This window comes from Streptomyces sp. NPDC057438 (assembly GCF_042802995.1).
Classification (GTDB): Bacteria; Actinomycetota; Actinomycetes; order Streptomycetales; family Streptomycetaceae; genus Streptomyces.
Window position 1 is genome coordinate 155,800 of record NZ_JBHVDD010000002.1, and the last position, 12,552, is coordinate 168,351.

The 12,552-nt window shown below is 73.2% G+C and carries 5 protein-coding genes; 2 read left to right on the forward strand and 3 right to left on the reverse strand.

The window, feature by feature from the left end; genetic code table 11:
• From ACFU5F_RS02470 to ACFU5F_RS02480, 3 genes are all read right to left on the reverse strand, one after another.
• A complete protein-coding gene (locus ACFU5F_RS02470; RefSeq protein WP_383880770.1) occupies positions 1–3,636 on the reverse strand; it encodes a UvrD-helicase domain-containing protein in 3,636 nt (1,211 codons plus the stop codon).
• 58 nt (positions 3,637–3,694) lie between these two features.
• Positions 3,695–7,087, reverse strand: a complete 3,393-nt coding sequence (locus tag ACFU5F_RS02475; protein WP_383880773.1) for an ATP-dependent helicase — start codon at positions 7,085–7,087, stop codon at positions 3,695–3,697.
• 311 nt (positions 7,088–7,398) lie between these two features.
• On the reverse strand, positions 7,399–7,764 hold the full coding sequence (locus tag ACFU5F_RS02480) for an MGMT family protein (protein ID WP_383880776.1): 366 nt from the start codon (positions 7,762–7,764) through the stop codon (positions 7,399–7,401).
• Positions 7,765–7,949: 185 nt separating this feature from the next.
• Here ACFU5F_RS02480 and ACFU5F_RS02485 point away from each other — a divergent pair, with 185 nt between their 5' ends.
• Both ACFU5F_RS02485 and ACFU5F_RS02490 read left to right on the forward strand, forming a co-directional pair.
• Positions 7,950–10,769 carry a YbhN family protein gene (locus ACFU5F_RS02485; protein ID WP_383880778.1) on the forward strand — a complete coding sequence of 940 codons (2,820 nt, stop codon included), beginning with the start codon at positions 7,950–7,952 and terminating at the stop codon, positions 10,767–10,769.
• A 183-nt stretch (positions 10,770–10,952) separates the two neighbouring features.
• Complete coding sequence (locus tag ACFU5F_RS02490; RefSeq protein ID WP_383880781.1) at positions 10,953–12,509, forward strand: alpha/beta hydrolase; 1,557 nt, start codon at positions 10,953–10,955, stop codon at positions 12,507–12,509.
• Positions 12,510–12,552: the final 43 nt, after the last annotated feature.

The following is a 12,552-nucleotide window of genomic DNA, read 5'->3' on the forward strand; positions in this document are numbered from 1 at the left end:
CTATCGGCCCGTACCGGCGTGCTCGTCCGGCGGTACGTCGGTGACCGCCCCGGTTCGGTGCACGGCCGGTTCCGGCTGCTCCGTGCCGGGATCCGGTCTCGCGTCGGCGCCGGGGTCCTCCAGGAGCAGCCGTTCCAGCGCGTCCCGGTCGGGCAGGCCCTCGGGCCGTACGACCTCGCCCGTGCGGACGTACAGGAAGGTCGCCGCGACGGATTCCAGGGGGACGCCCTGCTGTTCGGCCCAGGCGAGCCGGTAGATGGCGAGCTGGAGCGGGTCGGCGGTGCGGGTGCGGCTGGTCTTCCAGTCGACGATCTCGTACGTCGTCGCCCCGTCGCCACCGCCACCGCCGTCCGCGCCGCCGAGGCGGTACACGGCGTCGATGCGGCCGCGCACGACGCGTCCGGCGATTTCCAGCTGGAAGGGCTCCTCGACGCGATACGGCGTGCGGTGGGCGTAGGGGGTGCGTTCGAAGGCCTCCTTGAGGGCCTCCAGGTCCAGTTCGTCGGCGATCTCGGCCTCGCTGCCGGGCAGTTCCCCGGGCTCCAGCATGGGCAGCCGCAGCTCCTCGAAGCGTGCCTCGACCCAGGCGTGGAAACGGGTCCCGCGACGCGCCGCGGGCTGCGGGGGTCGTGGCATGGGGCGCGCGAGCTCCTGTGCGAAGCCGTCCGGATCGGCGGCCAGGCGCATCATCTGCGCCGCCGTCAGCGACGCGGGCAGGGGTACGTCGGTGACCTTGGCGCGGGCCCGCAGGAGTTCTCCGGTGAGGGCGTCCAGGTCGCGGTCCCACGAGGCGACGGTACGGGCTTCCTCGGGGCTGAGGCCGGACACCGCGGGGTGCCTGCGGGCGTGCGGCACCGCCGGCGGGCGCGCGTCCCGAGCGGGGCGCTCCACGCGCGCGTGCACGGCCCGTGCGGGACGGTCCGACGACCAGGAGTCCCAGTCGCCGGTGTCCTCCTCGTCGTGTCCCCCGACGACGTCCGCCGGTGGGCCGTCCTCCTCGTGGGGCACGTCGTCCGGGTGGGCGTCCTCGTAGAGGGGCTCCTCGTCGTCGGGCGGCGGTGGCCAGTCCGGATGGCCGCCGGAGTGGGGGTCCGGGTCGGGGGTGGTGCCGGGAGTCGGGTCCTCGTGGGAGGCGGGCCTCTCCAGGTGGGCCAGCACGGTCGCGGCGGCGGCGCGGCGGCGCCGCAGGGCCGCGTCGTCGAGCGGGAGGGGCCAGGCGTGGTCGGCCGCCGACGCGTTCAGGGCCGGGTTCTCGGCGCCCTCCCCTGGTTCGTCGGCCCAGGCCTCGATCTCGCCGTGCCCGGCAGCGCAGTGGTCGTGCAGGGCGGTGAGGAAGTCGGACGGCCCGCGCGGGCGCTTCTGGGACGGGCCCCACCAGTGCCCCGAGCCGAGGAGCAGGGAGCGGGGCCGGGTGAAGGTGACGTAGCCGAGGCGGAGTTCCTCGGTGTGCTGATGGTCCTTCATGGCCTCCTGGAAGGCCTTCAGGCCGCGCGAGTCCCAGGCCCCGACGTCGGGAAGGGTGTCGGCGTCGCCGCGCAGCCGGTGCGGCAGGACCTTGCCCTGGGCCGTCCACTTCTCACGGCCCTGTGTGCTGGGGAAGGTGCCGGTGACCAGGCCGGGGACAGCGACGACGTCCCACTCCAGGCCCTTGGACCGGTGGGCGGTGAGCACCTTGACGGTGTTCTCGCCACCCGGCAGCGCGTTGTCGAGGCCCTTCTCGTACTGAGCTGCCGTGCGCAGGAAGCCGAGGAAGGCGAGGAGGGTGGCCTCGCCGGCGCTGTTGGCGGCGAAGGAGGCGGCGATGTCCAGGAAGTTCGACAGGGTTTCGCGGCGGCGGGCGGCGAGCGCGTGCGGGGACGCGGAGAGTTCCACCTCCAGGCCGGTGACGGCGAGCACCCGGTGCAGGACGTCCATGAGCGGGTCGGCGAGCGAGCGGCGCAGGTCGCGCAGTTCGGCGGCGAGCCGGGCGAACCGTACGCGCGCGTCCGGCGAGAACGGCAGTCCGTCGTCCTCCCCCTCGGCTTCGAGCGGCAGTTCCAGGAAGGTGTCCAGGGCGTCCGCCAGCGAGATCACCTCGGACGGGTCGACCCCCTCGACGGCCGCGGCGAGCCGGCGGTCGGGGTCCTCGTCGCCGTCCACGCGCGCGTGCGTGACGAGCCGCCTGGCCCGGCGGCCGAGGAGGGCGAGGTCGCGCGGGCCGATCCGCCAGCGGGGGCCGGTCAGGAGGCGGACGAGGGAGGCATTGGCGCCGGGGTCCTGGAGGACCTCGCAGACGGCGACGAGGTCGGCGACCTCGGGGAGGTGGAGCAGCCCGGAGAGGCCGACCACCTCGACCGGGATGTCACGGGCGACGAGCGCGCCCTGGATCTCGGCGAAGTCGCCGGCGGTGCGGCACAGGACCGCTATCTCGCCGGGTTCCTTGCCGGTGCGCACGAGGTGGGCGATCGAGTCGGCGAGCCAGTCGAGTTCCTCGGCGTGCGTGTTCAGCAGGGCGCAGCGGACCACGCCGTCGCGTTCGGCGCCGGGGGCGGGCCTCAGGGCCTCCACGCCCGCGTGCATGGCCCGCAGGGGCTCCGCGAGGCCGTTGGCGAGGTCGAGGAGACGGCCGCCGCTGCGGCGGTTCTCGCTGAGCGCCTGGCGGGTCGCGCGTCGGCCGTCGGGGTGGGCGAAGTGCTCGGGGAAGTCGTCGAGGTTGGCGACGGAGGCGCCGCGCCAGCCGTAGATGGCCTGGCAGGGGTCGCCGACGGCGGTCACGGGGTGGCCGGTACCGCCGCCGAACAGGCCGGCCAGCAGGACGCGTTGGGCCACCGAGGTGTCCTGGTACTCGTCGAGCAGGACCACCCGGAACTCGTCCCGCAGGACGCGGCCCACTTCGGGGAGCTCGGCGAGGGCGGCGGACAGGGCGATCTGGTCGCCGAAGTCGAGGAGGTCCCGCTCGCGCTTGGCCGCCCGGTAGCGGACCACCAGGTCGGTGAGTTCGCGTCGGGCGGCGGCCGCCTCGGGGACCTTGCGGAGGTCCGCGTTGGTGAGCTCGACGCCCTCCAGTTCGCCCAGCAGCGCGGTGTCGTGGGCGGTCAGGTCCTCGGGCCGTACGAGGTGTTCGGCGAGTTCGGCATCGAGGGTCAACAGGTCGCCGACCAGGTCGGGGAAGGAGCGAGTCAGCGCCGGGTAGGGGCCCGGGGACTCCCGGAGCACGCGTGCGGCGAGCTGGTAGCGGGTGGCGTCGGCGAGGAGCCGGGAGGTGGGCTCCAGACCGATGCGCAGGCCGTGGTCGGTCAGCAGGCGGCCCGCGAAGGCGTGGTACGTGGAGATGACCGGCTCGCCCGGCGGGTGGTCGGGGTCGATCACGTCCGGGTCGGTGATGCCCGCCCTGACCAGGGCCTTGCGTACGCGCTCGGCGAGTTCGCCCGCCGCCTTGTTGGTGAAGGTCAGGCCGAGCACCTGTTCGGGCGCGACCTGTCCGGTGCCGACCAGCCACACCACGCGCGCGGCCATCACGGTGGTCTTGCCCGACCCGGCTCCGGCCACGATCACCTGCGGGGCGGGCGGCGCGATGATGCAGGCCGTCTGCTCCGGGGTGAAGGGGATGCCGAGGAGCTCCTTGAGCTGCTCGGGGTCGCTGATACGGGCGGGCATTCCAGAGAGGCTAGCGCCGACCACTGACAACGGATGCCGGGCCGCCGCGCGGGCGGCCTCACTCGACCACGTGACGGCCCTCCGCGCGAGCACTGCACGACGCCCGGAACGCGCAGTGTGTGCAGTGTTGTCCGGCGGTGGGTGAGAAACGTTCGTCCAGGACCTTGCCCGCGGCCGTGGCCAGGAGATCGCCCACCCACTCGCCTCGCAGGGGTTCCTGACCCTGCACCTTGGGGACGGTCTCGCCGCCGTTCTTCTTGGCGGCGCCCTGCCGCAGCTGGACGAGTTCGGCACCTCCCGGTTCGGGCCGTACGCCGCCGAAGGGCTCGTCGACGGCTCCCTCGCGGACCGCGAGCTGGTACACGGCGAGCTGGGGGTGGCGGGTGACCTCGGCCGAACTCACGGCCTGCTTGCCCGTCTTGAAGTCGACGACGTAGGCGCGCCCCTCGGTGTCGGTCTCGACCCGGTCCATGGAGCCGCGGATGCGCACCTGGTAGTCGCCCGCTTCCAGAGTGACGTCGAAGTCGTGCTCGCTGGCCACCGGGGTGCGGCCCGCGCGGTCCATGACGTGCCACTTCAGGAAGCGTTCGAGCGCCACGCGCGCGTGCTGCTTCTCCTGCTCCGACTTCCAGGGCGCGTCGAAGGCGAGCGCGTTCCACACGGAGTCGAGGCGCTCCATGAGGACGTCGAGGTCGGCGGGGGTCCGGCCGGAGGCGACCTCGTCGGCGAGGACGTGGACGACGTTGCCGAAGCCCTGGGCGGCGGTCGCGGGCGCGTCCGCCTTCACCTCGCGGCCCAGGAACCACTGCAGGGCACAGGTGTTGGCGAGCTGGTCGAGCGCGCTGCCCGACAGCACGACGGGCTGGTCACGGTTCCTGAGCGGCACCTTGCTCTCGGTGGGCTCGAACATCCCCCACCAGCGGTACGGGTGCGCCGACGGCACCAGCGGGCGGCCGTCCTCGTCGCTGAGCGCGGCCAGCCGGGCCAGGCGCAGGGCCGCGGCCTCGCGCAGGGGGTCCGACACGCGCGGGTCGACCGTGGTGGCGCGCAGTTCGGCGACGAGGGAGGCGACCGACAGCGGGCGACGGGGGCGCCCGGTGACGTCCTTGGGCTCGACGCCGAGCTCGGCGAGGAAGCGGGAGGGCTGGTCGCCGTCGTCGGCCGGGGCCTTCACCGCGGTGACGACGAGGCGTTCCCGCGCGCGCGTGGCGGCCACGTAGAACAGTCGGCGTTCCTCGGCGAGGAGCGCGCCCGGGGTGAGCGGTTCGGCGAGACCGTCGCGGCCGATGCGGTCGGCCTCCAGGAGCGAGCCGCGACGCCGCAGGTCCGGCCACAGGCCCTCCTGGACGCCCGCGACGACGACCAGGCGCCATTGGAGGCCCTTGGAGCGGTGCGCGGTCATCAGGCGGACGGCGTCGGGGCGCACGGCCCGTCCGGTGAGCGTGTCGGCGGCGATGTCCTCGGCCTCGATCTCGGCCAGGAAGTTGAGGGCGCCGAGTCCGCCGGTGCGCTCCTCCGCGCGCGCTGCCGTGGCGAACAGCGCGCACACGGCGTCGAGGTCCCGGTCCGCGTTGCGCCCGGCCGCACCGCCGCGCCGCGCGGCCCGCTCCAGGCGCCGGGGCCACGGGGTGCCGTCCCACAGCTCCCACAGCGCCTCCTCGGCGGTGCCGCCGCCCGCGAGGCGCTCCCGGGCCTTCCGCAGCAGGGCGCCCAGGCGTTGCGCCCCCCGCGCGTACACCGGATCGTGCGCCACCAGTCGCTCCGGTTCCGCCAGTGCGCGCGTCAGCAGTTCGTCCGAGGGGGGTGGTACGGGGTTGCCGCCGGCCCGCTCCTCCTCGCGCAGCGCGCGGCCGAGGCGCCGCAGATCGGCGGTGTCCATGCCCGCGAGGGGGGAGGCGAGAAGGGTGAGCGCGGTCTCGGTGTCCAGCCAGGCGGCCCCCCGGCCCGGCTCGCCGGACGGGTCGTCGGGCGCACTGGAGGGGTCGTCGGACGGGTCGCCGGTGTCGTCGGTCGGTCCGCCGGTCTCCTCGACCCGGGCCGCCGCGTCCGCCGTCCCCAGCTCCGCCCGGGCAACCGCCCGCAGGGCCGTCAGAAGGGGCTGGACGGCGGGTTCGTGGCGCAGGGGCAGGTCGTCGCCGTCGATCTCCAGGGGGACGCCCGCGGCGGTGAGGGCGCGTCGCATCGAGGGGATCGTGCGGGCGCCGGCGCGCACCAGGACGGCCATCTCGTTCCAGGGGACGCCGTCCTCCAGGTGGGCGCGCCGCAGGACGTCCGCGATGTTGTCCAGTTCGGTGCCCGCGGTCGGGTACGTGTAGACCTCCACGCGCCCCCCGTCCCGTACGGGCCGCAGGTCGCGATGGGCCCGTACCTTCTCGGCCGGGAGGCGGGTGAGCGGCATCCGCTGGGTGAGGAGCCGGGTGGCGGTCAGCAGCTCCGCGCCCGAGCGGCGGGAGTGCCTGAGCACCGCGACCGTGGCCGGGCGGCCGTCCACGCGCGGGAAGGCCGACGGGAACTCCAGGATGCCGTTCACGTCGGCGCCCCGGAAGGTGTAGATCGACTGGTCGGGGTCGCCGAACGCCACCAGGGTGCGGCCGCCGCCCGCGAGGGCCCTCAGGAGCCGAACCTGGGCGGGGTCGGTGTCCTGGTACTCGTCGACGTAGACCGCGTCGTACTGCGCGGCGAGCCGCTCGGCGACACCGGGTCGGCCGGCGAGGAGCACGGCGCGGTGCACCAGCTCCGCGTAGTCGAGTACTCCTTGCAGGTCGAGGACGTCGAGGTACTCGGCGAGGAAGGCGGAGGCCGCGAGCCAGTCCGGCCGGCCGATGCGCGCGGCGAAGTCCCGCAGGTCCTCGGGGGCCAGGCCCAGTTCGCGGCTCCGGGCGAGGACCGCGCGGACCTCGTCGGCGAACCCGCGCGTGGTGAGGCAGGCACGCAGCTCGTCCGGCCAGCGCACGTGTGCCAGGCCCAGGCGCTCCAGGTCGGGCTGGCCCGCGAGCAGGGCGCGGACCGCCACGTCCTGCTCGGGGCCGGACAGCAGCCGCAGGGGCTCGACGAACAGGTCGCTGTCCTGGTGGGCGCGGATCAGGGCGTAGCAGAAGGAGTGGAAGGTGGTGGCCTGCGGGGCGCGCGAGGCGCCCATGCGCAGGGCCATCCGGTCGCGCAGCTCCACCGCGGCCTTGCGGCTGAAGGTCAGGACCAGGACGCGCGCGGGGTCGGCTCCCCGGGCGACGCGGGCCGCCACGGACTCGACGAGGGTGGTCGTCTTGCCGGTGCCCGGACCCGCGAGGACGAGCAGCGAGCCGCTCCGGTGGTCAACCACCGCGCGCTGCTCGGCGTCCAGAGGAGGGGGGTTCCTTGGGGCCGGTGGGGTACGCACCAGTCGATAAGCGCCACGACTCCCCTGTCGCACCTGGGAGTGCGACGGGCGCCTGGTGGAGAAAGAGGAGCTCACGTGGTTCGCCGGTCCTGGTGGGTGTGCGAGATGTCACTGCCGGCGCGGCGCGCCGAAGCCGAGGGGTGGTGGTCGGGGGACGGGTGCGCGGCCCGCCGCTCGGTGAGGGCGGTGGCCTCGGGGTGAGAGGGACACGCGGAGCCGACGCTACGCCGACGGGTGGTACGGAAGCAGGGCTTCCTCTTGTTCCCTCCCGACTCGCGCGGCACGTGCGTCCCTCGCCCCACGAACGTACGGCATGCCGCCGGCGGCCCCCGCATCCCTCGTACGGAGCAAGGGGCGCATCGGAGTCGGCCGGACACCGGAGACCGTCACGGCCGCTCCTCCACGCGCCCGCCGCCGTCCCAGCGCGCGCGTCTCATGTCGACGCGCGGCACATGGCCCTCGGCCGTACGGCTCGCCTCGCGCAGGGGCGTGCCCTCCACGCGGTAGCGGTCCAGGGCTCTCAGTTCGTGTCCGGGCAGCAGGACGCCGTCGGAGCGGACGACCCGCCACCAGGCGACCGCGCCTCCGTAGAGGGCCATCGCACGGCCCACCTGGCGCGGACCCCCCTCTCCCAGCCATTCGGCGACGTCCCCGTATGTCATGACACGCCCCGGCGGGATCAGGTCGGCGACCTCGAGGACCCGTTCCGCGTACTCCGGCAGGGCGTCCGCCGGATGGCTCTCCTCGCTCATCCGCCCCATCCTGCCCCACCCCACCGACAATGGGAGAAGGTGGCCGACGCGTGCGTCCCTCGCTCCGGGGGCGGTCTTCGGGCAGACTGTGCGCCCCCGCATTGCACCCTGATGCCCCTGTGTGCCCACCCGGCATGCCACCATCGTGCGGGCGGTGACTGGTGATACGAGACCAAGAAGAGACGATGAAACAGCAGAGCGTGCACCCCGATGACGCGGCGGGCACCTCTGACGCCTCTTCGCGCCCCGACACCGCCGAGGAGGGCGGTGAGGGTACCGAGAACGTCTCGGAGCAGGCCCCGGACACCGCCCCGGCCGTGGCCGAAACCGTATCCCCCAGGACGCGCGAGCACGGGGGTAAACAGGCCGGGCCGGACGGTGCGGACGGGGCCCCCGCGGAGGGGGACGAGGCCCACGCCGAGGAGGTCGAGGGCGACGAACCGCTGCTCCCCGCGCGCGTGCACCGTCCTTCCGACCTCATGCGGCTGTCGGTCGGCATCCTCGGCATCGTCCTCCTGCTGGCGATCGCCGCGTTCGCCCACGGCACCACCTCCGGGCTCGAACAGGACATCAACAAGGGCACGGGGCAGGCGCCCGATCTGCTGATCAAGCTCGCGGGCCTCGGGTCCAGCATCGCCATCCTGCTGGTGCCGGTCGCCTTCGCGATCGAACGTCTGATCAAACGGGACGGGCTGCGCATCGCCGACGGCGTGCTCGCGGCGGTCCTGGCGCACGGAGTGACGCTGGCGACCGACCTGTGGGTCGCGAGGGCGGCCCCGGACTCGATCCAGGAAGCTCTCACTCAGCCCTCACCCGGCGACATCCACGCGCTCACCGACCCCGTGCACGGCTATCTCGCCCCGGTCATCGCGTACATGACCGCCGTCGGCATGTCCCGCAGACCCCGCTGGCGGGCCGTGCTGTGGATCGTGCTGCTGCTGGACGCCTTCTCGATGCTGGTCACCGGCTACACCACACCGTTCTCGATCATCCTGACGGTGCTCATCGGCTGGACCGTCGCCTACGGAACGCTCTACGCGGTCGGCTCCCCGAACGTACGACCGACCGGCCGGACCCTGATGGCCGGTCTCAGACGGGTCGGCTTCAAACCGGTGAGCGCGGCCCGTGAGGAGATCCCGGAGACGGCCGAGGGCGGGGACCGCGGCCGCCGGTACTTCGTGACGCTGGAGGACGGCCCACCCCTGGACGTCACCGTCGTCGACCGGGAGCAGCAGGCGCAGGGGTTCTTCTACCGCGTCTGGCGACGGCTGACGCTGCGCGGCATCACCACCCGCCGCAGCCTGCAGTCACTGCGCCAGGCACTGGAGCAGGAGGCCCTCCTCGCGTACGCGGCCATCGCGGCCGGCGCCAACGCGCCGAAGCTGATCGCGACCTCCGAACTCGGACCGGACGCCGTGATGCTCGTCTACGAGCACACCGGCGGCCGCACCCTGGACTCCCTGGCGGACGACGAGGTCACCGACGCGCTGATGTCGGACACCTGGCACCAGGTGAAGGCACTGCAGTCGCGGCGCATCGCACACCGCAGGCTCGTGGGCGACGCGATTCTGGTGGATCGTTCCGGCACGGTGATCCTGACCGACCTGCGCGTCGGCGAGATCGCGGCCGGCGACCTCGTGCTGCGCATGGACGTCTCCCAGTTGCTGACGACCCTGGGCCTGCGCGTGGGCGCCGAACGCGCGGTCGCCTCGGCGGTGAGCGTGCTCGGCCCCGACGCCGTGGCCGACTGTCTGCCGTTGCTGCAGCCCATCGCCCTCTCGCGCTCCACGCGCGCGACCCTGCGCCGACTGGCCCGGGAGCGGGCCGAACGCGAGCGCGAGGCGGTCCTGGAGGCCTCCCACCTGGACAAGCAGGCCCGCGCGGAGGAGCACAGCAAGGCGGCCGCCGAACCCGCCAAGGCCGACAAGAAGGCCGTACGAGCCGAGCAGCGAGCGGAGAAGCGGGCGATCGACGAGGCCCTGGAGGAGGCCCGCGAAGAAGACCTGCTCACCCAGATCCGTCACCAGGTGCTGCTGATCAGGCCCCAGGCACCGGTCGAACCGGCCCGGCTGGAGCGGGTCAAGCCCCGCACTCTGATCAGCCTCATCGCCGGCGCGATCGGCGCGTACTTCCTGCTGACCCAGCTGACCCACATCGAGTTCGGGCCGCTCATCCAGAACGCGGAATGGGGCTGGGTCGCCGCCGCCGTGTTCTTCTCCGCGCTCAGCTACGTCGCGGCGGCCATGAGTCTGCTGGGCTTCGTGCCGGAGCGGGTGCCGTTCCTGCGGACGATCGGGGCCCAGGTCGCCGGCTCGTTCGTCAAGATCGTGGCGCCGGCCGCGGTGGGGGGTGTGGCACTCAACACACGCTTCCTGCAGCGCGCCGGGGTACGGCCCGGTCTCGCGGTGGCGAGTGTCGGCGCCTCCCAGCTCTTCGGCCTGGGCTGTCACATCCTGATGCTGCTCGCCTTCGGCTATCTGACCGGCACGGAGAAGACACCGTCCCTGTCGCCGTCCCGCACCGTGATCGCGGGCCTGTTGACGGTCGCGGTGCTGGTTCTCGTGGTCACGTCGATCCCGTTCCTGCGCAAGTTCGTCGTCACACGCGTGCGCTCGCTCTTCGCCGGTGTCGTACCGCGCATGCTCGACGTGCTGCAGCGGCCGCAGAAGCTGGTGACCGGCATCGGCGGGATGCTGCTTCTCACGGGCTGCTTCGTGATGTGCCTGGACGCCTCGATCCGCGCCTTCGGCAACGAGGACGTCTCGATCAGCATCGCCAGTGTCGCCGTCGTCTTCCTGGCGGGCAACGCGCTGGGGTCCGCGGCGCCGACCCCGGGCGGTGTGGGCGCGGTGGAGGCCACCCTGACGGTGGGTCTGATCGCCGTCGGCCTCCCCAAGGAGGTCGCCGCACCGGCCGTGCTGCTGTTCCGCCTGCTCACGCTGTGGCTGCCGGTGCTTCCGGGATGGCTGGCCTTCAACCAGTTGTCACGGAAGGGCGCGCTCTAGGAGGACACGGCCCAGGAGGGTGCACACGCGCGTGCGGGCCCGGTCCCGCGCTCACCCGGCCCACGCGCGCGTGGCGGCGGGCCGTCACGCTTCCTGCCCGCACGCGCGTGACGCCCCTCCCCTTCTCACCCGCACGGCCCGTGCCCCGGGGCACATCGACACGGGCACCTCCACGATGGGTGCATGCCCTCCTCGCCCCTGTCCCGTTCCGTCACCGTGGCCACGGTCGCCGTCCTGTTGTCGCTGGCGGCGTGCGGCGACGGCCTCGAGGAGGGCCTCAAGGAGGACGGCACAGGCCTGACCGCGCAGAAGCTGAGCTGGGAGACCTGCGAGGCCCCGTCCGAGTCGGAGGGCGGCGGCACCGCGCCCTCCCCGCTGCCCGACGGGGAGGTGTGGCAGTGCGCGACCATGAAGGCGCCGCTCGACTGGGACGAACCCGACGGCGACACCATCGGTATCGCGCTGATCCGGGCACGGACCAGCGGCGCCAGGAGTCGGCGCATCGGCTCGCTCGTGTTCAACTTCGGCGGCCCCGGCGGCTCGGGCGTCAAGGCACTGCCCGGCTCCGCGCAGGAGTACGCGAAACTGCGCACCCGTTACGACCTGGTCAGCTTCGATCCGCGTGGGGTCGGCCGCAGCGCGGGCATCCGGTGCGAGGACGACGAACAACTCGACGAGTACTTCCAGCAGGACGGGACCCCGGACGACGCGGCCGAACGGACGAAGTTGCTCGACTCGACCAAGTCCTTCAACGCCGCCTGCGAGAAGAACTCCGCCGAGACCCTCCCGCACGTCCGCACCACGGACGCGGCCCGTGACATGGACCTCATGCGCCAGGTCCTCGGCGACGACGAGCTCCACTACTTCGGCATCTCCTACGGCACCGAACTCGGCGGCGTCTACGCCCACCTGTTCCCCCGGAAGGTCGGACGCGCGGTGTTCGACGCGGTCGTCGACCCGACGCAGACGGCGGAACAGGGCACGCTCGGACAGGCCAGGGGCTTTCAGCTGGCACTCGGCAACTACGCCCGGGACTGTGTGTCGAAGGCCGGGGGCTGCCCGGTCGGCGACAGCGAGCAGGACGTCGAGAACCGGATCATCAGGCTGCTCGACGACCTCGACGCCCGGCCGATCGACGGGATCTTCCCCCGCGACCTCACCCAGACCGCCGCCACGAGCGGCATCGCGCAGGCCCTGTACTCCCAGGACCTCTGGCCGTACCTGACCAAGGGCCTCGAACTGGCATACGGCGGGGACGGCAGCCTGCTGATGTCGTTGTCCGACTCGATGAACGGACGCAGCGAGAACGGCGAGTACAGCAACCTCACCGCGGCGAACGTCTCCATCAACTGCGCGGACTCGGCGCCGCGCTACACCACCGACGACGTGGAGGCGCGACTGGGCGACTTCCGGGCGGCCTCCCCCGTCTTCGGCGACTGGTCGGCCTGGTCCCTGCTCACCTGCACCGACTGGGCCGTCGCCGGTGCGGCCGAGCATCCCGACGTGCGGGCCCCGGCAGCGGCGCCGATCCTCGTGATCGGCAACACGGGCGACCCCGCCACGCCGTACGAGGGCGCCCGGCAGATGGTCGAGGCCCTGGGCGCGGGAGTCGGGATCGAGCTGACGTACCGGGGGCAGGGCCATGGTGCGTACAACAGCGGGAACGCCTGCGTCCAAAGGGCCGTGGACGGCTACCTGCTCAAGGGAAAGACGCCGAAAGCCGGCACGGTCTGCCGGTGAAGCCGCAGGTCAGAACGTTATCCACAGGCGATCTCGGCACACA

Excerpts from the sequence above, each read along its gene's own strand:
- ACFU5F_RS02470 (WP_383880770.1), bottom strand. The coding sequence starts at position 3,636 with ATGCCCGCCCGTATCAGCGACCCCGAGCAGCTCAAGGAGCTCCTCGGC.
- ACFU5F_RS02480 (WP_383880776.1), bottom strand. The coding sequence starts at position 7,764 with ATGAGCGAGGAGAGCCATCCGGCGGACGCCCTGCCGGAGTACGCGGAA.
- ACFU5F_RS02490 (WP_383880781.1), top strand. The coding sequence starts at position 10,953 with ATGCCCTCCTCGCCCCTGTCCCGTTCCGTCACCGTGGCCACGGTCGCC.
- ACFU5F_RS02485 (WP_383880778.1), top strand. The coding sequence starts at position 7,950 with ATGAAACAGCAGAGCGTGCACCCCGATGACGCGGCGGGCACCTCTGAC.